This is a genomic window from Francisella sp. LA112445 (assembly GCF_012224145.1).
Classification (GTDB): Bacteria; Pseudomonadota; Gammaproteobacteria; order Francisellales; family Francisellaceae; genus Francisella.
The window spans coordinates 928,462-954,196 of the sequence record NZ_CP041030.1; the positions used below are offsets into that span (position 1 = coordinate 928,462).

A 25,735-nucleotide genomic window follows, 5' to 3' on the forward strand; every position below is an offset into this window, starting at 1 on the left:
TATTATAAGTAATTTGTTATAAAAAATAAAAATGCATAATGAGCCTTTAATACCAATATTTGTATTTGTAATGTTAGGTATTCTAGTTGTTACTATCGTTATTAAAAAGTTTAAGCAACCATATGTTGTGGCTTATCTTTTAACTGGTATATTATTAGGGCCATATGGACTAAAGCTTATTCAAGATCAAGAAAGTCTATCTCGATTAGGTGAGATAGGTGTTATTCTTCTACTATTTTTTGCTGGTATGGAAGTTTCACCACGCAAATTTGCAGAGAATTGGAAAGTTCCTACAGTTGGAACTATATTGCAGATGCTCGTGACTAGCTTGGTAGTTTCAATTGTTGGTATAACATTAAACTGGAGTATTGCAAAGATACTGCTTTTTGGGGCAGTTGTAAGTTTAAGTAGTACAGCGGTTGTTCTTAAGCTTCTGCATGATAATGGTAGTATGAAAACCCGCTTAGGCCAGAATGTACTAGGGGTTTTATTGATACAAGACCTTGCTGTAGTCCCTATGCTGATTATTATCAGAATAATAGGTGGTGAGTCGCCAGATCTAACGCAAATAATAATTCAGATTTTAGGAGGTATTTTTGTAATAGCTATTGCTGCTGTTATGGCTGTAAAAAAGAATATTAAGATTCCTTTTATTTCTGTTTTAGGAAGAGATGAGGAGATGAGAGTTTTTGCAGCATTAGTTATCTGCTTTGGTATGGCTGCTCTAACAGAATCACTTGAATTATCTTCTGCTCTAGGAGCATTTGTCGGTGGGATGATAGTTGCAACTGTAGAAGAAACAGAGTGGGTTGGGCATAGTCTATCAACAGTTAAAACGATCTTTATGGCTTTATTTTTTATTTCTATTGGGATGTTGATAGATCTTAAGTTATTTTGGGATCATATATTAATGTTTGTCTTATTTTTATTATTGATTTTTATACTTAATACAATAATAAACACCCTAATTTTTAAGGCTTTAAGGCAAAGATTAGATGAGGCTTTGATAGGTGGTGCTATGCTATCACAAATAGGTGAGTTTAGTTTTGTGTTAATATCTATGGGGTATGTCTCAGGTATATTAGATATTAGTATATATCAGTATAGTATTACTTTAATATCTCTATCATTATTGTTTAGTCCATTATGGATTAGTAGTATTAATTTCTATACAAGAAATTTTATAAAGAGGAAGAGAGGTTAGGTCTTATTTCCTTTAAGAGCTCTTTGATATATAACTGTTCTATATCTTTCTTATCATTAATATAACAGTAGAAGTTAGCTTGAATATTTATAGTGTTTTCTTTGTCAATGAGAGTCTTTATTTCAATATCAGGTCTAAAATCATGAATTTCACAATGTTTTAATTTACTTTTGTTAATGACAGTGCTTTTAGAGAAATCCTTATTAAAATGATATTTTTCAATAATAATACCCTTAATTATAGAGTTTGCTTTTTCAGCTATTTCTAGCACATCTTTTTCAGTATTAACTAAAAAAGGTATCTTATGCAGAATAACACTATCATCGCTAGTAAAAGTGGATATCGGACTTGTTATCACAAGAGCATTAGGAAGTTTGAGTAGCTTTCCTGTAGTTTTTTTATCTCCATGATCAACAGTTTCATACATTCTAAAGTAAAAAAGTTTAATCTCAGTAATATAACCATGATAGTTTTGAATTTGTATATAGTCGCCTTCAGAGAATAGGCTACGCCAGTTAATAATAATCCAACCAACAAAGTTCATAACGGTTTCTTTATTAACTATTACTAAACCAGCTGCAACTAAGCTTAGCATTGTTAGTAAATGCCCAATTCCTCCAACCCAAATTTTTATGAGGGCTAAAAAGAATATTATTAGACTAATATATATAGTTCTTGATTTAAGTTTTTTTATTTGTCTATTTGATTTAGCCCGTCTTTTGAGTAGATAAAAACTAAGACTAGCTATTATAGTTATTACTATAATATTAGTTATCGTTGTAACTATGTTAACAAGTATTTCAGTATATAAAACCATACTATAAAACTATAGGTAACTTTTATAAAAAATATTATAGCCTAAAATAAGCTATATTTGATTTTAATATATTTATAACTGAATAAATTAGATTTAATAATTTTTCTAGTTTAGTATACTTCATAAAGATAATTTTTAAATTAATCATGGAGATAAGAATGAAAATTCTTGGTTTTGCTGCATCTAATAGTAAAAACTCAATAAATAATAAATTAGTGAAATTTGTTTTATCTAATATTAGTGATGAAGCTGAATTAATAAATATTACAGACTATGAGATGCCTATTTATTCGATAGATTATGAAACAGAGGTTGGTATTCCAGCCCAAGCTCAGAAATTTCTTGATAAGATAGCAGAGTTTGACTTGATAGTAATTTCTCATGCTGAGCATAATGGAAACTATAATGTATTTTATAAGAACTTACTTGATTGGTGTTCACGTGTATCAACAAATATATTTCAAGGTAAAAAACTTGTGCTATTAGCGACATCCCCAGGAGAAATGGGGGGCAAAAATGTTCTAGAAATAGCTAAAAAATCGGCACCAATATTTAATGGTGAGCTATGTTTTTCGATGTCTATTCCTAGTTTTTATGATAATTTTAAAGATGATAAATTAACAAATAATGACCTTAAACAGCAACTTTTTAATAATTTAAAAGCCATGGGAGTTAATCTTTTAGGTTTATAACTATAAAATAAAGTCAATTTCTTATATGCTCTATATAGGTAGATTAATAGAATATGTAAGAAAATAAATGAAAGTTTCAAAGTTTAGTTTAGCAGTAGGATGGAGTATCTGGTCAATTGCTGCAATATTTTATGGGTTAGATTATTTCCAACATACAGCTCCAAGTGTTTTGATAAAACCAATAGCAAGTGATATGGGAGTTGGTATTGAAGATATAGCTTATATAATGAGTATATATTTTCCGATCTATGCTATATCTCAAGTTCCTGCTGGAATCTTACTTGATAAATTCGGTCCAAGACTGATGCTGACAATATCTTGTCTAATAATGAGCTTAGGAATACTTTTATTTGTATATAATCCTAGCTTATATACTATGTTTGTTGGTAGAGTTCTCATAGCAATAGGCTCAGCAGTAGCTTTTATAGGCACATTAAAAGTGGCGGCAGACGTGCTACCAGAAAGATATTTTCCAATAGCTGTAGGGCTTACAAATACAATAGGTGTTCTTGGAGGTATATTTGGACAAGTCTTGCTAGTACATTTGGTTGAGTTATATAAATGGCAATTAGCTTTAGCAGCAATAGGGTATTTTGGAATAGTTTGGAGTGTTATTATTATACTTTTCCTAAAATATTCAGAAAATTTTGACCAACCAACAAATAACAAATTTAAATACCTAAGCTTTTCAGAAAGTTTGAAGCTTTTATTAAATAAGAAGCTTTGGCTGTTAGCAATATATGCTGGCTTGATGGTTGGTATAGTAGTTAATTCATTTTCAGAACTATATGATGTTTTGTTTTTACAAGAGGCGTATCATTTATCAGATCATATAGCTGCTAATATCAGTGTAATGCTATTTATAGGTATAGCTGTAGGTGGACCATCTCATGGATTTATAGCTAGCTTCTTTGGAGAGAAACGAATTTGGATGTTTATTTGTAATATAATTACGATATTAGCTTTTTCTTCAATAATAATTTTTCCAAGACTTATATCAACAGATTTTCTCTATATAATGTTTTTTGTAATAGGTTTTTGTGTATCTAGTATGCTACTGGCATTTTCAGTTGTTGAAGAGATTTTCCCTGTACAGATCAAGGCAACAGCTTTAGCTATAGTTAATATGGTTATAGGATTATGTGGAGCTATATTCCAGTATCTGATTAGCTATATTAGTGTGTATTTAAATGGAGGTCCATTACATGCTAATATAGATATAAAAGTTTTTGATAAAGCATTTGTTTACTTAATAGTACCTTTATTATTTAGTACCATTATAATTTTCATATTAGTTCTAGATAAATTTAGAGCAAGAACAATTAGTCTAGATAAGTTTGATTAAGAATTTCAAAAATCATTTTTCTAAGAAAATAACTTCTTTAGTAGATCGACAGAATGTTTCTTTAATGAAAAATGTACTAATTAATATTCCCATAGCTGTAATAATTAGTAGTAAACTTAAGCTTGAATGGTAACTATGAATAGTTGGATTTTTACCTTGGTTAGAAAATAGGTCAAATATCTCACTAATAATTGGTGAGCCAATTCCAACAGAAAACATGATTAAAAAGTTATTTACACCAAGTGCTGCGGCTCTGCAGTTAGAGCTTGATTGCTCAGCTATTATTGCAAAACCAATACTTTGCCCACTAGCACCTATACCTAAACAGATAAATGCTAGATATAAAATGGCTTTATTAACTGGGAAGAATATTATTGTCACAAGTGAGATAAAAGCTAAGCAAACAGCAAAAATCATTATAGGCTTTCTTCTTCTAATCTTATCTGAAACAGCTCCTAAACCAGGACAGCCAATACCATAACCAAGCCATGCTAGGGTAATTAGGTAAGATGCAAATTTAGTGTCAAAACCATTAAGTTTTAGAAAACTTGTAGTGGCATTTTCAGATAAGTATTCTATAGCTAAGTAAGTAGTAGCAGAAAATACTGCAATTAACCAAACCTGTTTATTAGAGAAAATACTTTTTATCTCTGTGATCATAGACTTAGGACTTTCTAAAAGAATAAATCTATGATTGCCAGAACTTGTTGATGACTGATCATTATTTTTAACTATAAACACGGTTAGTAATGCTAAAGCAACACCTATAAATGCTAGTATAATAAATACATAGCGCCAGTTTATACCTCCTGCTTGAGATAGAGAGTTTAACGGTCCAGCAGCTAGCATTGGACCCATAACACCAATAAACTGAGAAAGGCCTATAAATAATCCGATATGTTTATGTGGTAGCCAGTCATAAACAGCTATAAGTAAACATAAAAAACCAAATGAAGCACCAAAACCTATCATAACTCTATATATAAGCGCTGCTGCAAAGCTATTACATAGACCAAATAAGCCAACACCTAACGCACACACTAATATGGCTAAAGTAAGAGCTTTCTTAAGTCCAAGCTTATCAGTTATTATTCCTACTGGTATTTGCATTATACCGTATGTAAGTTGATATGCTGTTGAGCTTAGAATACTAAAAGTAAGTATACTAAGATCAAGATCAGATATAATTTGATGCTCGAAAGTTCCTAAGATAGTTCTAAGTAAGAACTCATACATAAAAAATACAGCACAAGTAAGCCATATTACTAATGCCAAAAAAGATAATCTATTATTCATCACTAAAATTTTCTTTTGCTATTTCTTCCCAATCTTCTATTTTAGCTTCTGCTTTTTCATCATCTTGGAACGATGAAACTTTAAAAACTTGATCACCTTCTTTAATCATAGGATAGTTGTTGATACCTAAAACTATACCGTCAATTGGTGATTTCAGATGGATGCTATCATCATTACCAAAAGGATCAATCAGTTTACCTATTTTCTCACCTTCTTTAACTCTTGTACCTAGTTCTATTTCTGTTCGTAAAATACCTGGCTTATCAGATACTGTCCATTCAGTATCTTCAGAAACAACAGGCTTAACCTGTTGAACAAACTCTGCATCTCTTAGAATTTCAAGTTTACGCATGACATTTTGAATTCCGACAATACCTACATGAATATCTTCTTCATTAAACTTATTTGCTTCTCCAGCTTCATAGCAAATAAAAGGAATATGTAAGTCTTGATGAATTTTTCTCACACTTGATTTATTCATATTTACAGCTGTAATCACTGGAGCTTGGAATGCTCTAGCCATAGTTATTGACTCTTCATCATCAGCATTAAAGTAAACTTGAGGCAATATTTCATTATTTAATCCACCAGTTTTAATTTGAATAGAATAGTTTACTTTTTTAATGATCTCTTGAGTAACTCTATAAGCATAACGGTGCATATAAGATCCATACTCATCACCAGGAAATGCTTGTTCTAAGAGGGTAGAGTGCTTAACCGAGTGTACTAGCCCAAAAATATTAAGTACAGGGATAGCAACAATAGTTCCATGAAGTTTTTTAGGGTTAGTTTCTTCTAATAATGAGTTAATAATTTCTATACTATTAAACTCATCACCATTAACCATTCCAAAGACTAAGATACAAGGGCCTTCTTTTACACCATTTAGGATTTTTATTGGAAGGTACATCGGAGCACAAGAGTATTGGCTAGGTAATGGCATAGCTAATGTAGCCATTTCACCAGGTTGAAAAACTTTATCAAAGATTTTAAATTTCATAAGTTATATAAATACTTTAGGACTTAAAGTTTATTTTAGATAGGTTTGTAGTATAGCAAAGTATCTTTTTTAATTCAAAATAGCTTCTATTAACATAAACTTATTATTTTTTATTTAAATCGATTGTAAGTAAATATTTTTGAAAATTAACAATTGTATCTTTCTAATATTAAAAAAAAACATTAAAATTAGGGGGTGTCTATGTGTGTAATTTGAAGGTTTGGGTAAAATGTCTGAAGATTTGATGATTTTTAGTGGTAATGCTTCTAAAAAGCTTGCTTGTGAAGTAGCTAAAGAGCTTGGTGCAACGTTAGGTAATGCTACTGTTGATAGATTTAAAGATGGTGAAATACAAGTTGTATTAAATGAGAATGTTCGTGGTAAGGATGTTTTTGTTATTCAATCAACTTGTCCGCCATCTGACAACTTAATGGAGTTAGTACTTCTAATTGATGCACTTAAAAGATCATCTGCTGAGAGAGTAACCGCGGTATTACCATATTTTGGATATGCACGACAAGATAGAAGATCAAAGTCAGCTAGGGTTCCTATATCTGCTAAAGTTGTTGCAAATTTACTTCAAGCTGTAGGCTTAGATAGAATATTATCTGTAGATATTCATGCAGAACAAATACAAGGCTTTTTTGATATTCCTTTTGATAACGCTTTCGCAACAAAGATATTTTTAGAGTACGTACGTAATAATCCTAAGAAGTATGAAAATATTAAAATAGTATCTCCTGATATGGGTGGTGTTGTTAGAGCTAGATCCGTTGCTAAAAACCTAGGTGTTGAGATCGCTGTTGTAGATAAAAGAAGACCAAAGCCAAATGTTGCGGAAGTTATGAATATTATCGGTGAAGTTGAAGGTAAGCACTGTATCCTTGTTGATGATATTATGGATACTGGTGGAACTATGTGCCAGGCTGCTAAAGCTTTAGTTGAGAAGGGTGGCGCTGCAAAAGTTTCAGCATTCTGTGTTCATCCTTTACTTTCAGGAGATGCTATTAGCAATATAGAAAATTCATCAATCGAAGAGCTTATTGTTACTGATTCTATTCCTCTTAAATCTCATGCAGAAGCTTGTAAAAAAATTAAAGTTATATCTCTAGCGCCTCTGTTAGCTCAGATTGTTGAGAAAACAAATGGCGAAGAATCTGTAAGTGATATATTTAGAACTGATGGTCTAGTTGATTAATTACTTGAATTAGTAATCGTAATCTAATACAATAGCACAGTTAATCTAGGGTCGCATAGATTATCAAGCTTATTTACTAAATAAATAATAATACATAAAAGGAATCTAACAATGGCAAATTTCGTTTTAAAAGCAGAAAAAAGAGATGACTTAGGTACTGGTGCGAGCCGCCGTCTAAGAAGAGCTGGTAAAATCCCAGCTGTTGTATATGGTGGTGACAAAGAAGCTGTATCTGTAGTTATGGATCATGATAAAGTATTACACTCTACAGAAGATAAGGCATTCTTCTCAAGTGAAATCACTTTAGAGATTGATGGTAAAGAAGAAAAAGTTATAATCAAAGCTTTACAAAGACATCCATATAAAGTTAAGCTAGTTCACGCTGACTTCATGAGAGTATAAATTTTATCTATTTATCTTCTATATATTCTTTTTTGATAAAAATCTTGTGTTAGAATAAGTTTTACTTATTAGTTTATAATTAAAAATATGAGTACTTATTCTGTAGTTATTATCTTATTTATTCTTATTTGTACATCAGCTTTCTTTTCAAGTTCTGAAACTGCGATGATGGCTTTGAACAAATATAAATTAAAGCACTTGGCGAAAAAAAATCATCGCTCAGCAAAAAGAAGTTTATCTTTAGTCCGTAATCCTGAAAAGCTTTTAGTCGCTATCCTTATTGGTAATACTTTTGCTAATATTTTTGCAGGAACTGTAATATCATCATATTCTGAAGATCATTTTGGCGACCTTGGTTTACTAATATCAACTATTGTTGTAACAATATTAGTTCTTGTATTTGGTGAAATAATCCCTAAATCCTTTGCTGCGGTATATCCACAAAGATTAGCATTTCCTTTTTCATTGCCTCTTAAAGTAATAATGCTGGCTTTATATCCTGTAGTTATTTTTTTAAGTACAATTTCAAAATTAACTCTAAAAATTTTTGGGGTTAAAATTGAGCCGGTAAATAATGAATCATTAGATAAAGAAGAAATTCATACTGTTGTACATGAATCAAATGCAAAGTTAGGTGCTAAAAACAAAAATATGCTTCTAGGTGTCTTAGAGTTAGATAAGATCTTAGTTCAGGAGGTAATGACTCATTATAATAAAATTGAGTATATTGATCTAAACAACTCTATAGAGAAGATTTTAGCAAGGTTATCAAAAGCTAAGTCATTGAGCATAATTCTTTGTGAGAATAATGTAAATAATATAATTGGAGTTGTTAAGCTTAAGGATATCACGAATCTATTGATAGCATCTAAAAGATCAAATATTACTAAAGCAAATTTACGTAAAATTGCTGAACAGCCTTATTTTATTCCAGAAACTGTTTCTTTGCAAACTCAGCTAATAAATTTCCAGAAAAAGAGTAAACGTTTCGCTGTAGTTGTTGATGAGTATGGAGATGTTACAGGAGTGGTAACTATCGAAGATATTATGGAAGAGATAGTTGGAGAATTTTCTGATAGATTTGATGTAAATAATAATATCCGCAAAATTGATGAAAACAGTTATCTGATAGGTGGTAGTGCAACTCTTAGAGAAATAAATCGTCATATAGGTATAGAGTTTGAAAGTGAGGATGCTAAAACTTTATCAGGTCTTATTATAGAAGAAATTGAAAATTTACCATCTGGGCCTTGTTGCATTAAGTATGGAAATACTCTTCTTGAAATAACGAGTATTGTTGATAACAAGATAGTTTCTATAAAACTTAGTTATATTTTTAATAATGAATTAAATCAGTAATATGGTTGATTTAAGTATTATTATTCATACATATTATTAAAGTTAATATTCTGCATAAAGGGACTTGGTTGAGTATATCCTGTTTCTTCATAGTATTGTCCTTGGTATGTATAAGGACTAGTTTCCATTTGCTCAACATTTTCGTGAAAGTAACGATTAATCAAATCATCTTTACTATAGTCAGAGTAATCAGGGTTGTAGTATGTACCAGTTAACTGATAGTTTGGAAGAGTAAAAGTTGCATTACAACCAATGACTATAATTGATAGACAAATAACAATAGTGTAAAAATTTACTATTTTTTTTATCATATAGATAGGCTATATTTGTTGTGAGTTATTATACATTAAATCTAAAGTTTACAACATCACCATCTTTCATTATGTACTCTTTACCTTCAAGGCGAGCTTTTCCTGCTTCTTTAGCACCTTTTTCACCTTTGTACTGGATATAATCATCATATGAGATTACTTCAGCACGGATAAAGCCTCTTTCAAAATCTGTATGGATAACGCCCGCTGCCTGTGGAGCTGTAGCGCCAACAGGTATAGTCCAGGCTCTAACTTCTTTAACACCAGCGGTTAGATAAGTATGCAGATTTAAAAGAGCATAGCCAGCTTTGATAACTCTATCAAGACCAGTTTCAGTAAGTCCCATATCTGCTAAGAACTCAAGCTTTTCTTCAGGCTCTAACTGAGAGATTTCTTGTTCCATTGCTGCACAAACAGGTACAACATTTGAGTTTTCAGCTTTGGCATATTCTACTACTTTATCAAGAAGAGGGTTATTTTCAAATCCATCATCATTAACATTAGCAATATATAATACTGGTTTACTTGTTAGTAGAGGAGTTTGCTTTAACCACTTAGTTTCATCTTCATTCATTTCAAAAGTTCTAGCTGGTTTTTCTGATTCTAGATGTTCTTTTAATTTTGTGTAGAATTCAGCTTTAGCAAGAGCTTCTTTATCTCCAGATTTTTTCATTTTTGCAAATCTTTGGATAGCTTTATCACAAGATTCAATATCTGCTAATATCAATTCCATATTAATAGTATTAATATCATCGATAGGGTCAACTTGACCACTTACATGAATAATATTATCGTCTTCAAAACATCTAACTACGTGAGCGATAGCATCAGTTTCACGAATGTTAGCTAAGAATTTATTACCTAGACCTTCGCCTTTACTAGCTCCAGCAACAAGCCCAGCAATATCAACAAACTCCATCGTAGTTGGTAGTATTTTTTCAGGATTAACAATTTTAGCTAATTCATTGAGCCTTTGGTCTGGTACAGAAACGATACCAACATTTGGATCAATTGTACAAAAAGGGTAGTTCTCAGCGTCAATACCTGCTTCTGTCAAAGCATTAAAAAGAGTTGATTTACCAACATTTGGTAAACCTACAATACCACATTTAAATCCCATATTTTATTCCTTATATTTCTATACTTTAAAGAAGTAATATTTATTTAGTATGAAGCCTTTGCATAGCAGGCTCAAGTTTGTAGTTTATTATATCATCTAAAACACATATAGCATTATTAATAGCTTCATCTATTTGGCTTTTCTGTTGGATAGATGGATTTGATAGAACATAGTTTGAAACTTTTGATTTATGACCAGGGTGACCAATACCTATCCTTAAACGTAAATAATCATTTGTTCCTAAATGTTGATGAATACTTCTAAGACCATTGTGACCACCGTGACCACCACCTTTTTTAAGACGAATTTGACCACAGTCTATATCTAGCTCATCATGAACAACAAGTATTTCCTCAGGTGTAATTTTATAAAAATTAGCTACTTTGCTAACAGCAAGACCACTATTATTCATATATGTTGTTGGAAATACTAATATAACGTTATTATAAGCTAAGCTAACTTTAGCAATATTTGAGTTAAGTTTTGAGTTTGCGCTAAAGCTTTCACTTTGTTCCCTAGCGATCTCTGCAATTAGCCATTCACCAACATTATGGCGAGTATTTTCATATTCTTTACCTATATTTCCTAGGCCAACTATCATTTTTATTTTAGGCATTTTTTTTACTATTATTTTTAATATTGAAGTTATCAAAAAGTAGTTTAGCTACTTCTTGTATGACTTTATCTTTAGGTTTGGCATTTTTTATAGGTTGGGTATATAAAATTGACATTACTATTGCTCGAGAATTATTAGGCCATACAATAGCTACATCATTTGTTGAACCGTAATCACAGGTTCCAGTTTTATCACCAATTTCCCAACCTTTCGGAAGTTCTGCTGCTATACGATTACTTCCTGTATTATTTTCTTTTAGCCATTTTTTAAATAATATTCTGTGCTTTTTATCAAGAATATCATTGCTAAAAGCGATCTTATTTAGATCTCTAGTGATTATCTTAGTAGTAGTTTTATTTAAATTATTATTTAAACTAATATTATTAACATCAGGCTCTAGCTCTGTAATTTTTGTAGCATGATCATTAAGTGATAATATAAAGGAGTCTAGTTTTTTTAGACCACCTAATTTATATATCAAAAGATTTGTAGCAGTATTATCACTTAAAATTGAAGCTCTACAAAGTTCTTTAACGGTCATTTCTTTGCCAGCATATTTCTTTGTTATAGGAGTATATCCAACTAATTGATTCTTTGAGATTCTTATTTTTTCATTTAATAAGTTTTTATCAGTCATGCTTTCTTTAAGGATAGCTCCAACAACAAGAAATTTATAAACACTACATATTGGAAAGTAGAAAGTTTCATTATGAGTAAAATTATTCCAGTTGTTACGGTTTATAGTATATACACCAACTTTACCACCATAGTGTTTTTCAATTTTATGAATATCATTAGATATACGAATATCCTCTGTAGATACCGCAAAAGTAATATTTACAATCGAAAGAAGTAGTAAGCTAAGAATTATTTTTTTCATATCAGATAAACCTAAAATTGACTTGATGTTAAAAGTAAAAATTCATTAATTTTCTTAACATTATCTTTTTCAGCAATTTTTGCATCTGTAAGAGGTAACTTACTGCCTCCAGATATTTTTAAAGCATCTTGAGGCGTTTTATATAATATAGTAGGGAATCCTTCTATATATTTAGAAAGCTTCATATTGTTTTCAGCCTTTTCGTTTGCCTGAGTATTATTTTTATCATAAGTTTTTGTTTCATGATATTTGATCAATGCTTTCAAAGGATCCTTTGAGTTAAATAAACTTTTAACTATAGCTGGACTGTTATGTAGTGCGCCAAGAGGAATCCAACGCACTGCTAATTGGCCAGACTTGATCGCAGGCTGTGTTGCTTCAAATAAGCGATTACAGTAGCTACAGCTTGGATCTATTACAGCATAAAACTTATGAGGAGCATCATTGCTACCTTGCTGGATATATGAAGCATATTTCTTTATGTTTAAATATAGTTCATTAGCCTTGGAGTTTGACGTGAAGTAATTTGCATAAATCTTGTTTAGGCTAGTTAGTTTATTTTCACCTCTATCCCAAACTAAAAGTTCACCATTAACGATTACACTACCATCTTCACTTGTAAAAGTAACTGTGCGTTTATTAGGGTCTTTTTTATCTTCAAGAATATATGCCTCAAGATGAAGTCCAGTATCAAAAGTTTTGATAACTTTATATTGAGGGAATGCTTGCTCAACAATATATAAGCCTTGCTTATTTCCTGATAGTGAACTGTTAATACTAGTTGTACTAAATATGTATAATATGAGCACAACAATAATAACAACTAAAGCTAGAATAGATAGGTCTTTTTTTTGCATGTAAGAAGTTCTACTGGATATTAATTAGCATGATGTGATTATACCATACATAAATATTATCTTTAGTTAGCAGATAAAAAAATGTAGCTAAAATTATAGCTGGTCCAAATGGTATTATATTTGTTCTGCGTCCTATAATATTTACAAAAATTGCAATAATAATGCCAAATATGCAACTTGCAAATATCGTATATAAAAGCATAGGGTACCCAAACCAAGCACCTATAGCAGCTAAAAGTTTAAAATCTCCATAGCCAAAGCCTTCTTTACCTGTAAATATTTTATACACCCAAAATACTACCCATAGTGAGAGGTATCCTATTATTGCTCCCCAAACTGACAGCCCTAGTGTTGTAAAGACACCATAATAATTAAGGATAATTCCTATCCATAATAGAGTTAAAGTAAAAGAATCTGGTAATATCTTATGTTTTGCATCAATAAAAAATAAAGGTATAAAGAAAACACTTAAAACAATAAGGGCTAGACTTTGTACAGTGAATCCAAAGTAATAAAATATTCCAACAAATACTAGAGCGGTAATAAGTTCGATTAAAGGATATTCAAAAGATATTTTCTCATGACAAAAATAGCATTTCCCTCTTAAAATAAGCCAGCCTAAAATAGGTATATTGTGACGATATTTTAGTTTATTGTCACATTTTGGACATTTTGATGGAGTTAAAAGGCTAAAGTTTTTAGAAGGTTCTGCTGGGAGCTCTAATATTTCTCGAGCAATAGCTTTCTCTTCAGAAAAAAGTTTATTTGGTACTCTATAGATTACAACGTTTAAAAAACTACCTATAGCAGCTCCAAATAGAAAAATAAAAAGAAATATTATGTAGATATCGTAATGCATAAGTTTTACTTATTTTCTTTCTTAGGCAATACACCATTTTTAGGTCTTAGCTTATTAACACCATCAATAGCAGCAATACGATAAGCCTCAGCCATAGTAGGGTAGTTAAAAGTAGTATTTAAAAAGTATTTGATAGTATTATGTTTACCTGGCATAGATTTGATAGCTTGGCCAATGTGGATAATCTCAGATACTCTATGACCAAAAGTATGAATACCAAGGATTTCAAAAGTTTCCTTATGGAATAGTATTTTTAGCATACCTGTTACGCTATTTGATATTTGAGCACGAGCTAGATCTTTAAAATATGCACGTCCAACTTCATAAGGGATATTCTCATTAGTTAGTTGCTCTTCTGTTTTACCAATACAACTAATCTCTGGGCGAGTATATATACCTGTTGGGATATCTTCGACTAATTTATCATTACAAGAACCATCTATAATATGTGTCGCAGCAAATCTACCTTGGTTAAAAGCAGAAGATGCTAAAGATGGGAAGCCAATTACGTCTCCAACTGCATAGATATTTTCCTGAGTTGTCTGATAATTATCATTGACTTGGACAAGTCCTCTTTGAGGGTTATACTCAACACCGATCTTATCTAGGTTTAATCCTTCAGTATTACCAGCTCTACCTAGGGCAAATAAAACGTAATCAGATTCTATAATTCTACCAGAATTAAGAGTAGTTATTACCTTATCTCCCTTAGCTTTAATACTTTTATATGTTTCGTTATGGATTAAGTGTATTTTCTGGTTTACTGTAAAGTGATTTGTAAGAGTTTCAATAATCTCATTATCTAGGAAAGACATTAATTTATCACGAGTATTTATAAGGTTTACTTGAATATTAAGAGTTCCTAGTATAGAAGCATACTCACAACCAATTACACCAGCCCCATATATAGTAATTGATCTTATTTGTTTATCTTTTAATTCTAGCAGTTTATCACTATCTAGAATTCTTGGGTGTGTGAAATCAATATCGTTAGGATGATATGGGCGAGATCCTGTGGATAATATAAATTTCTTAGCAGTAATTACTTCTGTAGAGCCATTTTTACGAGAAATTTTTATCTTATGTTTATCAATAAAACTTGCAAAACCATAGAATACATCAATTTCATTTTCAGCATAGCGATTTTTTTTGATTTCTCTTTGTTTTAGAACAATTTCAAAAGATGTATCAAGCATCTCTGGGAAGTCATAATGTTTATTATCATGCCAAATTTCTCGTGAAAGTTGCCTTAATGCTTTACTTGGAATTGTACCCCAGTTATTACAGCCACCACCAATAGCATCATCTTCTATGATAGCTACTTTTTGACCATTTCTTGTTGCTTTCATAGCAGCACCTTCACCACCAGGGCCACTACCTATAATAATAATATCGTAATTGTATTCCATGGTTTAACTCCACACCAAATCTTGCATATAGAATTTATAAAAGAAATGATAACATAGTATGATCTTATATTAAGTATATTTTGATTAAATTATTTATATTTTATAAGCATTTCAGCAATTTTTTTGGTAGGTGAAACTATTTGATCTACTCCTATGTTACTAGCTATGCTAATACTCTCATTCTTATCTAGTTTGATAGAGATTTTAGGTTGAGAGTCTTTATGAAGCTCCTTTAAAACTTCTTTTATAGCTAATAAAGTTAGAATATTATCTGAGTCTTTCTCATTTAGGATAAAAACACTTTTTGCTGTAGCAATATTTGCTTTTTTAAGAGCATCATAATCATATGATTCAGCATCTATGAAGTGTTTTTTTTCTTCAACATCTATATTTACAAATTTTTGTAGATAGTTTTTTTCAATAACTACAAGATTATCAATATGTGACTCTAAATAGTCTTTTATTAAGCATTTAGTAATTTCAGTGTAACCACAAATTACAATATGATCTTTCATAAAAAGAACTCCATCTTTTTGTTTAAATTTTTCAGTAATTTTGCTGATAATGCTGCCAGCTGATACAGTTATAATTGTTGCAAATAGTCCAATACCTATAATCATAATAGATACTGTAAAAAGTTTTGCCTCTTCTGTAAGAGGGTGGATGTCACCATATCCAACAGTACTAAATGTAACTATAGTAAAGTAAATAGCATCAGATATAGTTTTTATACCATCAAATTGATCCTTTAAATAATATAAGCCGATAACACTATAGCCAATAGCTAGAAAAAAGGTAATTGCTAAAACAAACTGATAGAATGTAAGCTTTTTTGAGTTCTTTTTATTAAATGTTTTTCTAAAGATTATTAGTAATATAATCTCAATAATATGTGTGAAAAATGCAATATTATAGGATATATGTCTATCTTGGATATAATCACCAACTATAGATAGGCAGATAAATATAACAGCTAAAAACCAAAAAGATCTTTTTCTAAGATAAACACCTCGAGCAATAATTATCATGAAATACCCTAGAAGAAGAGGTAAAAAAACCCCTAGTCCAGTATTGTATTTCATACCAATATCATATAAATCTGAAGGGATTTGTGTATCTATATTTATAGAAAAAATTCGATTAATAATGGGTATAGCAACTGCTAATATTGTAATAAAACCATTTAAGGTAAGGGTAATAGAAATAAATAGGGGAATATATTTTGAATATTTTTCTCTAAAAGTCATCAACAAAATATTAACTTAAAAATCTAGTTAATCAATTATAAGATATAGTTGGGGTAAAATATAGCTAATCTATACTTAGATGTGAGCAAGTTTTCTAATTCTTGGGATTATTAGATACATTAAAAATGCTGCAATAGCTGCTACTAAAGTTAAAATAGAGAATAATATTAGGTAGCTTGAATTTGTTTGAGTCGGTGTAGCATGTATATCTGGAGATGCAACTAGCATTGATAATAAACTAGCTATAACCCCTGATGTGCCGCCAGTTACAACCATCCATGATCCCATCATTAAACCTTGAAGCTTTGGATTTGCAAGTTTACCAACCATTGCATAACCAGTAGGGCCAATTAGTAGCTCACCAATAGACTGGAAAGCATAGCTTAAGATTAGCCAGATAGCAGCAGTATACCCTGCGGTATTTGCACATAATATACCTATGATAAGCATTAAGAACCCAATAGCCATAAAAATAATACTAAAACAAAACTGCATTGGGAAAGAAAAAATAAATCGTTTACGGATGATTATTAATATACTTGGCAGTAGCATGCCACCTATAGCTATAACTATAGTATTTACATTTTGGAACCATTGGGTAGGTATTAAAAACCCTAAAAAATGTCTATTTACATTTGCTTCTGTAAATACAGTAAGTGCCATTGGAGCAAGGGAGTAAGCCGACCAGAAAACAAGACCAAAACAAGCTAATATAAAATAGGCATAAACTTTTTCTTTTTGTTCTTTCTGTCGTTGTGCATTTGCTATAGGAATAAACATAGCTAGTAATAATATACCGATACCAAGGACTATATAGTTGGTATTTAGAGGGTATTGAAGTGCTAAAAATAATAAAGCAATCACTAAAAGTATAATAATAAAGGCAAATGAATTATTTTTTACTAAGATATGTGCTCCAAGTTTTTCAACATTTTTAACTAGAGGAGTTGTTCTATCTGCAACTGTCTTCCAGCTAGTAGCTAAAAGTATAAATGCAATAACATTTGTGATAGCTGTTAATAGAAATAAAGTGTTGTAGCTATTATCTTGTTGGAATACCCCAGCAACAGTAAATCCTATAAAAAAGCCAATATTCATCCCAGCATAGTTCCAGTAAAAAGCACTTTCTCGACTACTGTCATCATTCTCAAACTGTTGTGTTAGCATCATGTTTATACATGGCACATTCATACCACTACCTGATAAAAATAATGCTAAAGCAATATATAGGTTTTCTGTAGATGGAAATGATAAAAATAAACAGGCTATTGTTTGTAATAACATGCCGATTAGAAAAAGAGATCTATAACTAATTAAGCGACCACCTACATAGCCACCTAAAAGATGAAGTCCGTAATTAAATGCTACAAAAACTCCCATCACAGCGCTAGCCTTAGTAACTGTAAATCCAAGTCCTTGAGTCATAAATAAAACTAGAGTAGAGTAAAGAACAGCAAAACTAATTGTTGAAACAAGTTGTGTTATTAATAATAGTCTCGAAGCATTTTTAAATAATGAAAAATTTATTGACATTCTAAATGATTGTAATTAAAAGAGTAGATAATTATACGATAAAGAATAAGTATTTGCTATATGACGTTAGTACTATAGGATGTATTGGCTTAGGTCTTTATTTTTAACTAATGTTCCTAACTTCTCGTTAACATATTCAGTAGTTATGTTAATAGTTTTATTATCAAGTTCTGGAGCATCAAAAGATATTTCTTCTAAAAGTCTTTCCATAACTGTATGTAATCTTCTAGCTCCAATGTTTTCAACTTCTTCGTTAACTTGATAAGATATTTCAGCTATTTTTCTAATAGCATCTTCATCAAAGCTGAGTTCAACACCTTCAGTTTTCATTAGAGCTATATATTGCTTAAGGATAGAACAATCAGGTTCTTTTAATATTCTTACAAAATCTTCGATTTCTAGTGATTTTAGTTCAACTCGAATAGGCAATCTACCTTGTAGCTCTGGGATAAGATCAGATGGCTTAGCAACATGGAACGCCCCTGAAGCGATAAATAGTATATGATCTGTCTTAATCATGCCATATTTTGTAGAGACAGTTGAGCCTTCTACTAAAGGTAGTAGATCACGTTGAACACCTTCACGAGATACATCAGCTCCAGAGTTACTAGATTTTTTACAAACCTTGTCAATCTCATCTAAAAATACAATACCATTTTGTTCAACTGACTCTAAAGCACGAGCTTTTATATCTTCTTCATTGATAAGCTTAGCAGCTTCTTCATCTTGAACAAGTTTGATAGCATCTTTAATTTTCATCTTCTTATTTTTCTTCTTGTCACTACTTAGACTAGAAAATAAATCTTGAAGCTGGTTTGTCATGTCTTCCATTCCTGGAGGTCCCATAACTCCTATACTCTTAGGTGCAGCAGCTACTTCAATCTCAATCTCTTTATCATCAAGCTCGCCATTTTTTATTTTATTTCTAAAAATTTCACGAGTTTTATTTTCTTTTTCTTTCTTAGAAGAAGCATCTTCTGCTGGCTCATTAGCAAATCCAACCTTAGATTCAGTTGCTCTTGCTGGTGGAATTAGAACATCTAGAATTCTATCTTCAGCTAATCTAGCAGCTTTTTCTGTAACTTGCTTTTTAGCATCTTCACGCTTCATTTTTACAGCCATTTCAACTAGATCACGGATAATAGACTCAACATCCTTACCAACGTAGCCAACTTCTGTAAATTTAGTAGCTTCTACTTTGATAAATGGAGCATCTGCTAGTTTTGCAAGTCTACGAGCTATTTCTGTTTTACCAACACCTGTTGGACCAATCATTAAGATATTTTTAGGAGTGACTTCTTGACGCATTTCACTATCAAGTTGCATTCTACGCCATCTGTTACGTAATGCGATAGCTACAGCTTTCTTTGCATCATTTTGACCAATAATATGTCTTTCTAATTCATGTACGATTGTTTTTGGAGTCATTATTTCTGCCATGGTATAACTATCCTTTTTTGTTTTCTAAACTTTCTATAGTGAAATTATGATTTGTATAAATACAAGTGTCAGCTGCGATAGTTAGACTTTTTCTAACAATTTCTTCTGCTGAAAAATCTGTGTTTTCAACAAGAGCAGTAGCTGCAGAACGTGCATACGTAGAACCTGAGCCAATAGATATAATGTCATTTTTATCTGCAGCCATTACATCACCAACCCCAGAAATTAAAAGAGATAGTTTTTCATCAGCTACTATAATCATAGCTTCTAGCTTACTTAGCATTCTATCTAGACGCCATTCCCTAACCATCTCAACAGCTGCACGTTCTAAGTTTCCTTGGTAAAATTCTAATTTTTGTTCAAATTTTTCAAATAGTGTGAAAGCATCTGCAGTTGAGCCTGCAAAACCAGTAAGTACTTTACCACCATTTAATTTTCTAACTTTTACAATATTATCTTTTGCTACAGTATGACCTAAAGTTGCTTGACCATCACCACCGATTACTACTTTATCACCTTTTCTAACACAAAGAATAGTAGTTCCTTTCATTGTTTCCATATTATTATTCCTTTATTCGGCGTTGTTAAAATAATCTATTTAATATAAGGTGGTACTGATGTCAGATTTTACAAGTTTTTTTAGTATTATTTTTTAACTTTATTGCATGTCTTTACTTTTAAGGCACAAAAATATTAAAAATTATGTTATATTTTAGCTTGTTTTATTTGTTAAAAGAGTGTTTTGGGTATGAGTAATTTAAACTTTAAAGAAACAATTTCACTAGCTACTACTATATATAAAAGAGCATTTAAGATAACTTTTGCTTTGGCGTTTATGCTTTCTTTTATATCAGAGTTTTGCTTAGTATATCTAATGCAGCATGGTATGGCTGAGTATATCGAAAGTGGTGGAAAGAACCTTCCTGATAATTTTCCAGGAGGAAATATCTTAGCGCTAATGATTTTAGTAATCATGGTAGCAACTATATTTGTCTATGCAATGATAATTATATTACAGGGGATTATGGTTAAGCATGAGATGAAAGCGTCTGATGCTATAAGAGTAGCTCTACAAATATTTCCAAAAAGAGTATTTCCTTTTATAGGCATTTTCTTGCTTTCGATGATTGTAATGTCAGTGCTGACAATGTTTTTACAATATATAGGTATCTTTATAACTATATTGTTATTCCTAACTGTGATGCCTGCGGTACTTTTAGATCAAAAAGGTGTTTTTGAATCAATATCTAGTAATTTTGCTATAATCAAAAATAATTTCTTTTATATGCTTAGAGTAGCAGTAACTGTATTAGCTCTTATGATTGTAAAACCTCTACTTACTTTTGGTTTGATTTATCTTTTGAAAAATATGAACACCGAAGTTAATTCATTAGAAATGAGTATACAAAATATTGTTGTAACAGTGGTTGATGCTTTTATTTTGCCTTTTATATTTGCTATTAGTGTGGGAGCCTTCTTTTCTACAAAAAGTAAGCATTAAAAAACAATTCAATCAAATTGATATTTCATGATTTTTCTAAATATTTAGCCATAATCAAAAAGTCTTTTATGTTATAAATCTAGAGTTTTTAAATTTTCAAAAAATTAAATAGAAAATATGATGATTAAAGTGCTGATTAATTTATTGACAATGCTTATGCGTTGTTTTAGCGTAGAAATACACACGAGTATTAACTAGATAGAATTAACTGTATGGCAACTCAAAAAGATATTGCTAAAAAGCTTAATATCTCTAGAACTACTGTATCTAGAGCATTGATGGGTAATGGTAGTATTAGACCAGAGACTAAGCAGAAAGTTTTAAACTTAGCAAAAAATCTTGGCTATAGTAAAAATCTAATAGGCAGTTCTTTAGCAACAAAAAAAATTAAAAAAATATATGCTTTTATTATTAACTCAGTTAATGAAAATTACTGTTTAGATATTAAAGATGGTTTATTAAGAGCGTCTAGGGAACTTAAAAATTATAATGTTGTAGTTAAATATTATAGAAACAAATATTGATACTCCTAAAGAGCAGATTTATCAGCTTAAGAAGGTTATTAAAGAAGAAGCTCCTGATGGAATTATTATAATTCCTCAATTGAAAAAACAAATAGGAGATATAATAAAAGAAAATCCAAAAATTAAATTTATAACATTAGATATAGCTATTAGTAATGATATTCCACATATTGGTAGTGACTATAATAAATCAGGGAAAATATCAGCAAATATTATCTCACCATTGATCAGACACAATGAAAAAATTCTTATTTTAGATACAAAAAGTGATGAAATATCGTCTAGTAAGTATTTGGAAGGTTTTTATAAAGAAGCAGAATCTCAAAACTTAAATATAGTTGGGCCTGTTTATATTGAAAATATTTTAGCTAATATCGATCTAATTATTGATGAGTATATAACAGAAGATGTTGTTGCAATTTATAGTAGTCGTTATTTGACAGAAATTGTTAGAGCAATAAAAACTCGTATACCTAATATTAAGTTATTTGTAGTTAGTAATGGGATGAATGGGAATATTTATAATTTTATATCTAGTGGAGATATATTTGCAACAGTCAAGGAAAATCATGCTACACAGAGCTATTTAGCAACTAAAGAAATGTTTTCTTTATTGCATGGGAGTTTAGATGAGAATAAAAGTAGACATCAACTTATTGAACCGAAGATTATTTTTAGATCAAATCTAGAGTAATTTTATTTCAAAAAAATGTTCACGAGAACATTTTGTATTTTTTAATAAAAACCAACTATTTGTAGGTTATACAAATATAAGAGAGGATTCAGATATGAAGGGTATATTTTCAGCATTAATGGTGGCTTTTGATGAGCATGGGCAAATTGATGAAAATGGGTTGCGAGAAATAATTCGCTTTAACATAGATGTACAAAATGTTGATGGATTGTATGTTGGAGGAAGTACAGGTGAAAACTTCATGCTTTCAACAGAAGAGAAAAAACAAATTTTTAAAATAACTAAAGATGAAGCTAAAGATCAAGTTACATTAATTGCTCAAATTGGTTCTATTAATTTACAAGAGGCAGTAGAGCTAGGACAATATGCTACATCTTTAGGATATGATGCTGTATCAGCAGTTACTCCTTTTTACTATAAGTTTGATTTTGAGGAGGTCAAAGATTATTACCAAACAATTGCTAGCGAAGTTGATAATAAATTGGTGATTTATACAATCCCAATGTTGACTGGGGTTAATATGACTATTGAGCAATTCTCAGAATTATTTGCTATTAAGAATGTTGTAGGAGTTAAGTTTACTGCAGCAGATTTATTTTTGCTTGAGCGAATTAGATACCAGTTTCCAGATAAAATTATTTATGCTGGTTTTGATGAGTTGTTATTATCATCAGTTTCTTTAGGCGTTGATGGTGCCATAGGGAGTACTTACAATATAAACTGTAAGCGTGCAAAAGAAATCTTTAGTCTTGTTAATAAAGGTCAAGTAGCTCAAGCAAGAGAGATTCAGCATCAGTGTAATGATATTATCTCAGGCTTATTAAAGGAAAGTTTTTTCCAGTCACTAAAGACTATGTTACATATACAAGGTGCCAATGCTGGGATATGTAAGAAACCATTTAAAGCAATATCTGAAAGTAGAGTTAATCAACTTAAACAGTTAAATGCTAAATATTTCTAATATCTAAAAAGTTCTAGTTTGAAAGGAGGTTGGCACATGAAAGTAGAGCTAGGTTTTATAAATTATATTGTCTTAATATTATATTTGCTTGGAATGTTACTTATAGGAGTATATTTTTCTAAGCGTAGTGGTAAGAGTGCAGATAATTTCTTTAAAGCTGGTGGACGAGTTCCTGGGTGGGCTGCGGGGATAAGTATCTTTGCAACCACATTAAGTGCGATTACTTTTATGTCGATACCTGCCTTAGCTTACCGTCAAAATTGGGTTATGGGCTTTAATAATTTATCAATAGTTGCAATAGCTCCATTAGTTGTAATATTTGCAGTACCTTTTTTTAGGAAGCTAAAAGTAACTAGTGCATATGAATATCTAGAATGTCGTTTTAATATAAAAATGAGACTTTTAGGAAGTATCGTTTTTATGATGTTTCATATTTTTAGAGTTGCAACTGTCATATATTTACCAACTCTTGCTCTTGAGTCAGTAATAAATATTAATCCTGTCTTTTTAGCAATAGCTATAGGTGTGTTATGTGTTGTCTATACCTTTTTAGGAGGTATAGAGGGCGTGATATGGGCTGATGTAATCCAAGGTATATTACTTCTTGGGGGAGCACTTTTAATTATAATATTTTTATTATTTAAAATTAATCACCCAGAGCATGCAATATATAATGCTGTTGCTAATCAAGGAAAAGTTCTAACTCACGCAGATTTTGGCTTAAGTCTTTTTCATGCAACTATTGTTGGTATTTTTATTGGAGGGATATTTAATAGTTTATATCAATATATAGGGAGTCAAGATGTAGTTCAAAGATATAATACAACTAAGGATATTCACCAAACAAATAAAGCTGTATATCTTAATGCAAAGCTAGCATTTTGTGTTATATTTATATTCTTTGGGATGGGAACTTTACTTTACATTTTCTATCAGCAAAATTCAGCTATTTTACCTAAAGGTTTAAATATTGATTCAATTGTACCTTACTTTATTGTGACACAGTTGCCTACAGGAATAGCTGGATTTATTGTTGCTTCGATTTTTGTAGCAGCTCAATCAACAATATCTAGTAGTTTAAATAGTATTTCAGCTTGTTTTGTTACAGATATTAAGGATCGCTTCTTTAGAAATGTTAGTGAAGAAGGCTCTGTTCTATTAGCGAGAATTGTAATTATTATTGCAGGAATTATAGGTACTCTAATTGCCTTATATATGACTATAACTAATCAAGCTCATTTACAAATGTTATTTCAGTCAATATTAGGATTATTTGGTGGGCCGATTGCAGGGGCATTTATTATAGGTATTTTATCTAAAAGAGTTACTGGTAATGCGGCTTTTATTGGTGTGTTAGCTAGTGTAGTAGTTTTATATTTTGTTAAGCAAACAAGTATATATGTTATGTATTATGGGTTAATTGGAGTTATCTCTAGTGTAGTTATAAGTTATCTACTTAGTTTTGTATTACGTGATGCTAAACCTATCTATGGTTTAACGTACAAGAGTGTTAATGAACCTATATCATCTGCAAAATAAACTACAAAGAGAAGAAATATGAATACTTTATGCTTTGATATTGGTGGAACTTATATTAAGTATGGTGTTATCAATACTTATGGGCAAATAATTAACTTTGGTAAGTTTCCAACTCCTAAAAATTCATGTCGAGATACTATTCCTAATAAGTTAATTGATTATAGTAAGAAAATTCTAAATTCATACAATATTCAAAAAATAGGTATTAGTACTGCTGGTCAAGTTGATGCTGAGCTTGGAAAAATTATTTATACTAATGATAATCTTCCTGATTATACTGGTTGCAATCTGGCAGAAAAGATACAATCTAAAATAGACATAGAAACCTATGTTGAAAATGATGTATATTGTGCTGCTCTAGGGGAGATGTATCAAGGAGCTGCTATAAATAGTAAAAACTTTATTTGTCTAACACTTGGTACAGGTGTTGGAGGGGCTTTTATTTTAAATCAAAGATTATATAAAGGTAGTAACAACAGTGCAGTTATAGCAGGGTATATTCCAGTTAATAATTCCTGTTTTGATAAAATAGTATCAACTCAGGGAATCCTTGAAAATTATAAAACTCTGACTAATAAAGAGATTAATGGCATAGAGTTATTTCAAAAAATAAGAGATTCAGAAAAAGAAGCTGTCATTGTATATGAGAATTTTATTAATAATATTGTTGAAGTGTTGTTAAATATCACGTATATGTTTGATCCAGAGCTTATTGTTATAGGTGGAGGTATATCCTCACAAGGTGAGATGTTGTTTGATGATATAAATACTAGTTTTCAGGAAAAAGCATTACCTATACATAGCAAGCTTAAAATCGTCAAAGCTCATTTAGAAAATACTGCAGGATTAATAGGAGCATACTATATAACAAAAAATCGTAACTATTATTATTAGGAAAAACTTAAGTGATGAAAAAAAAAATGTAATAGAT

Annotated in this window: 26 protein-coding genes; 12 read left to right on the forward strand and 14 right to left on the reverse strand. The window is 30.6% G+C overall.

Going from position 1 to position 25,735, the window contains the following annotated elements; all coding sequences use genetic code 11:
- Positions 1-31 precede the first annotated feature (31 nt).
- Positions 32-1,204 carry a cation:proton antiporter gene (locus FIP56_RS04555; protein WP_192577772.1) on the forward strand — a complete coding sequence of 391 codons (1,173 nt, stop codon included), beginning with the start codon at positions 32-34 and terminating at the stop codon, positions 1,202-1,204.
- Here the strand turns inward: FIP56_RS04555 and FIP56_RS04560 are convergent.
- Entirely contained in the window at positions 1,182-2,021 is an 840-nt protein-coding gene (locus FIP56_RS04560; RefSeq protein WP_192577773.1) for a mechanosensitive ion channel domain-containing protein, read from the reverse strand. The two genes, FIP56_RS04555 and FIP56_RS04560, sit on opposite strands and share 23 nt — an antisense overlap.
- Before the next feature lie 158 nt (positions 2,022-2,179).
- On the opposite strand from FIP56_RS04560, the gene FIP56_RS04565 reads away from it, so the two are divergent.
- Complete coding sequence (locus FIP56_RS04565; protein ID WP_192577774.1) at positions 2,180-2,713, forward strand: NAD(P)H-dependent oxidoreductase; 534 nt, start codon at positions 2,180-2,182, stop codon at positions 2,711-2,713.
- Positions 2,714-2,780: 67 nt separating this feature from the next.
- Positions 2,781-4,058, forward strand: coding sequence for an MFS transporter (locus tag FIP56_RS04570; protein WP_192577775.1), 1,278 nt, complete (start codon positions 2,781-2,783; stop codon positions 4,056-4,058).
- Positions 4,059-4,070: 12 nt separating this feature from the next.
- Here FIP56_RS04570 and FIP56_RS04575 read toward each other — a convergent pair whose 3' ends face one another.
- Together FIP56_RS04575 and FIP56_RS04580 are read right to left on the reverse strand one after the other, a co-directional pair.
- A complete protein-coding gene (locus tag FIP56_RS04575) occupies positions 4,071-5,354 on the reverse strand; it encodes an MFS transporter (protein ID WP_192577776.1) in 1,284 nt (427 codons plus the stop codon).
- Positions 5,347-6,354, reverse strand: a complete 1,008-nt coding sequence (locus FIP56_RS04580) for a succinylglutamate desuccinylase/aspartoacylase family protein (protein ID WP_192577777.1) — start codon at positions 6,352-6,354, stop codon at positions 5,347-5,349. Before FIP56_RS04580 ends, FIP56_RS04575 begins: the two co-directional genes overlap by 8 nt.
- A gap of 229 nt (positions 6,355-6,583) precedes the next feature.
- On the opposite strand from FIP56_RS04580, the gene FIP56_RS04585 reads away from it, so the two are divergent.
- The 3 genes from FIP56_RS04585 to FIP56_RS04595 all read left to right on the forward strand — a co-directional run bounded on the left by FIP56_RS04585 (position 6,584) and on the right by FIP56_RS04595 (position 9,313).
- Complete coding sequence (locus FIP56_RS04585; protein ID WP_192577778.1) at positions 6,584-7,552, forward strand: ribose-phosphate pyrophosphokinase; 969 nt, start codon at positions 6,584-6,586, stop codon at positions 7,550-7,552.
- Between the two features lie 111 nt (positions 7,553-7,663).
- Positions 7,664-7,954 carry a 50S ribosomal protein L25 gene (rplY, locus tag FIP56_RS04590; RefSeq protein WP_150466246.1) on the forward strand — a complete coding sequence of 97 codons (291 nt, stop codon included), beginning with the start codon at positions 7,664-7,666 and terminating at the stop codon, positions 7,952-7,954.
- Between the two features lie 87 nt (positions 7,955-8,041).
- Positions 8,042-9,313: a CNNM domain-containing protein gene (locus FIP56_RS04595; protein ID WP_192577779.1), complete on the forward strand. Its 1,272-nt coding sequence runs from the start codon at positions 8,042-8,044 to the stop codon at positions 9,311-9,313.
- A gap of 20 nt (positions 9,314-9,333) precedes the next feature.
- Here FIP56_RS04595 and FIP56_RS04600 read toward each other — a convergent pair whose 3' ends face one another.
- From FIP56_RS04600 to hslV, 11 genes are all read right to left on the reverse strand, one after another.
- A complete protein-coding gene (locus FIP56_RS04600) occupies positions 9,334-9,624 on the reverse strand; it encodes a hypothetical protein (RefSeq protein ID WP_192577780.1) in 291 nt (96 codons plus the stop codon).
- Between the two features lie 28 nt (positions 9,625-9,652).
- Positions 9,653-10,744: a redox-regulated ATPase YchF gene (gene ychF, locus FIP56_RS04605; RefSeq protein ID WP_192577781.1), complete on the reverse strand. Its 1,092-nt coding sequence runs from the start codon at positions 10,742-10,744 to the stop codon at positions 9,653-9,655.
- Between the two features lie 40 nt (positions 10,745-10,784).
- On the reverse strand, positions 10,785-11,360 hold the full coding sequence (pth, locus tag FIP56_RS04610; protein WP_192577782.1) for an aminoacyl-tRNA hydrolase: 576 nt from the start codon (positions 11,358-11,360) through the stop codon (positions 10,785-10,787).
- The gene (gene bla / locus FIP56_RS04615; protein WP_192577783.1) at positions 11,353-12,240 is read right to left on the reverse strand and encodes a class A beta-lactamase; all 888 of its coding nucleotides are present in this window, start codon (positions 12,238-12,240) and stop codon (positions 11,353-11,355) included. The genes pth and bla overlap by 8 nt, the downstream gene beginning before the upstream one ends.
- 11 nt (positions 12,241-12,251) lie before the next feature.
- The gene (locus tag FIP56_RS04620) at positions 12,252-13,097 is read right to left on the reverse strand and encodes a DsbC family protein (RefSeq protein ID WP_192577784.1); all 846 of its coding nucleotides are present in this window, start codon (positions 13,095-13,097) and stop codon (positions 12,252-12,254) included.
- Positions 13,098-13,107: 10 nt separating this feature from the next.
- Positions 13,108-13,956 (reverse strand): A24 family peptidase, encoded by an 849-nt coding sequence (locus FIP56_RS04625; RefSeq protein ID WP_192577785.1) that lies wholly within the window; start codon positions 13,954-13,956, stop codon positions 13,108-13,110.
- Positions 13,957-13,961: 5 nt separating this feature from the next.
- Positions 13,962-15,365, reverse strand: coding sequence for a Si-specific NAD(P)(+) transhydrogenase (gene sthA, locus FIP56_RS04630; RefSeq protein ID WP_192577786.1), 1,404 nt, complete (start codon positions 15,363-15,365; stop codon positions 13,962-13,964).
- A gap of 89 nt (positions 15,366-15,454) precedes the next feature.
- Positions 15,455-16,612: an ion channel gene (locus FIP56_RS04635; RefSeq protein ID WP_192577787.1), complete on the reverse strand. Its 1,158-nt coding sequence runs from the start codon at positions 16,610-16,612 to the stop codon at positions 15,455-15,457.
- 75 nt (positions 16,613-16,687) lie between these two features.
- Positions 16,688-18,145, reverse strand: coding sequence for an oligopeptide:H+ symporter (locus FIP56_RS04640; protein ID WP_209451858.1), 1,458 nt, complete (start codon positions 18,143-18,145; stop codon positions 16,688-16,690).
- Positions 18,146-18,217: 72 nt separating this feature from the next.
- On the reverse strand, positions 18,218-19,585 hold the full coding sequence (gene hslU, locus FIP56_RS04645; protein WP_192577788.1) for an ATP-dependent protease ATPase subunit HslU: 1,368 nt from the start codon (positions 19,583-19,585) through the stop codon (positions 18,218-18,220).
- A gap of 7 nt (positions 19,586-19,592) precedes the next feature.
- On the reverse strand, positions 19,593-20,144 hold the full coding sequence (gene hslV / locus FIP56_RS04650) for an ATP-dependent protease subunit HslV (RefSeq protein WP_192577789.1): 552 nt from the start codon (positions 20,142-20,144) through the stop codon (positions 19,593-19,595).
- Positions 20,145-20,333: 189 nt separating this feature from the next.
- Here hslV and FIP56_RS04655 point away from each other — a divergent pair, with 189 nt between their 5' ends.
- The 6 genes from FIP56_RS04655 to FIP56_RS04680 all read left to right on the forward strand — a co-directional run bounded on the left by FIP56_RS04655 (position 20,334) and on the right by FIP56_RS04680 (position 25,698).
- Positions 20,334-21,086 (forward strand): hypothetical protein, encoded by a 753-nt coding sequence (locus FIP56_RS04655; RefSeq protein WP_192577790.1) that lies wholly within the window; start codon positions 20,334-20,336, stop codon positions 21,084-21,086.
- Between the two features lie 212 nt (positions 21,087-21,298).
- On the forward strand, positions 21,299-21,610 hold the full coding sequence (locus FIP56_RS04660) for a LacI family DNA-binding transcriptional regulator (protein ID WP_192577791.1): 312 nt from the start codon (positions 21,299-21,301) through the stop codon (positions 21,608-21,610).
- A 37-nt stretch (positions 21,611-21,647) separates the two neighbouring features.
- Complete coding sequence (locus FIP56_RS04665) at positions 21,648-22,304, forward strand: substrate-binding domain-containing protein (RefSeq protein WP_245323106.1); 657 nt, start codon at positions 21,648-21,650, stop codon at positions 22,302-22,304.
- 94 nt (positions 22,305-22,398) lie between these two features.
- Positions 22,399-23,265 (forward strand): N-acetylneuraminate lyase, encoded by an 867-nt coding sequence (locus FIP56_RS04670; protein WP_192577792.1) that lies wholly within the window; start codon positions 22,399-22,401, stop codon positions 23,263-23,265.
- Between the two features lie 36 nt (positions 23,266-23,301).
- Positions 23,302-24,804 carry a sodium:solute symporter gene (locus tag FIP56_RS04675; RefSeq protein ID WP_192577793.1) on the forward strand — a complete coding sequence of 501 codons (1,503 nt, stop codon included), beginning with the start codon at positions 23,302-23,304 and terminating at the stop codon, positions 24,802-24,804.
- An 18-nt stretch (positions 24,805-24,822) separates the two neighbouring features.
- Positions 24,823-25,698, forward strand: a complete 876-nt coding sequence (locus tag FIP56_RS04680) for an ROK family protein (protein ID WP_192577794.1) — start codon at positions 24,823-24,825, stop codon at positions 25,696-25,698.
- The last annotated feature ends 37 nt before the right edge of the window (positions 25,699-25,735 follow it).

Bases quoted from the DNA above. Each gene is read 5' to 3' on its own strand.
- FIP56_RS04555 (WP_192577772.1), top strand. From the start codon at position 32: ATGCATAATGAGCCTTTAATACCAATATTTGTATTTGTAATGTTAGGT.
- FIP56_RS04560 (WP_192577773.1), bottom strand. From the start codon at position 2,021: ATGGTTTTATATACTGAAATACTTGTTAACATAGTTACAACGATAACT.
- FIP56_RS04565 (WP_192577774.1), top strand. From the start codon at position 2,180: ATGAAAATTCTTGGTTTTGCTGCATCTAATAGTAAAAACTCAATAAAT.
- FIP56_RS04570 (WP_192577775.1), top strand. From the start codon at position 2,781: ATGAAAGTTTCAAAGTTTAGTTTAGCAGTAGGATGGAGTATCTGGTCA.
- FIP56_RS04575 (WP_192577776.1), bottom strand. From the start codon at position 5,354: ATGAATAATAGATTATCTTTTTTGGCATTAGTAATATGGCTTACTTGT.
- FIP56_RS04580 (WP_192577777.1), bottom strand. From the start codon at position 6,354: ATGAAATTTAAAATCTTTGATAAAGTTTTTCAACCTGGTGAAATGGCT.
- FIP56_RS04585 (WP_192577778.1), top strand. From the start codon at position 6,584: ATGTCTGAAGATTTGATGATTTTTAGTGGTAATGCTTCTAAAAAGCTT.
- rplY (WP_150466246.1), top strand. From the start codon at position 7,664: ATGGCAAATTTCGTTTTAAAAGCAGAAAAAAGAGATGACTTAGGTACT.
- FIP56_RS04595 (WP_192577779.1), top strand. From the start codon at position 8,042: ATGAGTACTTATTCTGTAGTTATTATCTTATTTATTCTTATTTGTACA.
- FIP56_RS04600 (WP_192577780.1), bottom strand. From the start codon at position 9,624: ATGATAAAAAAAATAGTAAATTTTTACACTATTGTTATTTGTCTATCA.
- ychF (WP_192577781.1), bottom strand. From the start codon at position 10,744: ATGGGATTTAAATGTGGTATTGTAGGTTTACCAAATGTTGGTAAATCA.
- pth (WP_192577782.1), bottom strand. From the start codon at position 11,360: ATGCCTAAAATAAAAATGATAGTTGGCCTAGGAAATATAGGTAAAGAA.
- bla (WP_192577783.1), bottom strand. From the start codon at position 12,240: ATGAAAAAAATAATTCTTAGCTTACTACTTCTTTCGATTGTAAATATT.
- FIP56_RS04620 (WP_192577784.1), bottom strand. From the start codon at position 13,097: ATGCAAAAAAAAGACCTATCTATTCTAGCTTTAGTTGTTATTATTGTT.
- FIP56_RS04625 (WP_192577785.1), bottom strand. From the start codon at position 13,956: ATGCATTACGATATCTACATAATATTTCTTTTTATTTTTCTATTTGGA.
- sthA (WP_192577786.1), bottom strand. From the start codon at position 15,365: ATGGAATACAATTACGATATTATTATTATAGGTAGTGGCCCTGGTGGT.
- FIP56_RS04635 (WP_192577787.1), bottom strand. From the start codon at position 16,612: ATGACTTTTAGAGAAAAATATTCAAAATATATTCCCCTATTTATTTCT.
- FIP56_RS04640 (WP_209451858.1), bottom strand. From the start codon at position 18,145: ATGTCAATAAATTTTTCATTATTTAAAAATGCTTCGAGACTATTATTA.
- hslU (WP_192577788.1), bottom strand. From the start codon at position 19,585: ATGGCAGAAATAATGACTCCAAAAACAATCGTACATGAATTAGAAAGA.
- hslV (WP_192577789.1), bottom strand. From the start codon at position 20,144: ATGGAAACAATGAAAGGAACTACTATTCTTTGTGTTAGAAAAGGTGAT.
- FIP56_RS04655 (WP_192577790.1), top strand. From the start codon at position 20,334: ATGAGTAATTTAAACTTTAAAGAAACAATTTCACTAGCTACTACTATA.
- FIP56_RS04660 (WP_192577791.1), top strand. From the start codon at position 21,299: ATGGCAACTCAAAAAGATATTGCTAAAAAGCTTAATATCTCTAGAACT.
- FIP56_RS04670 (WP_192577792.1), top strand. From the start codon at position 22,399: ATGAAGGGTATATTTTCAGCATTAATGGTGGCTTTTGATGAGCATGGG.
- FIP56_RS04675 (WP_192577793.1), top strand. From the start codon at position 23,302: ATGAAAGTAGAGCTAGGTTTTATAAATTATATTGTCTTAATATTATAT.
- FIP56_RS04680 (WP_192577794.1), top strand. From the start codon at position 24,823: ATGAATACTTTATGCTTTGATATTGGTGGAACTTATATTAAGTATGGT.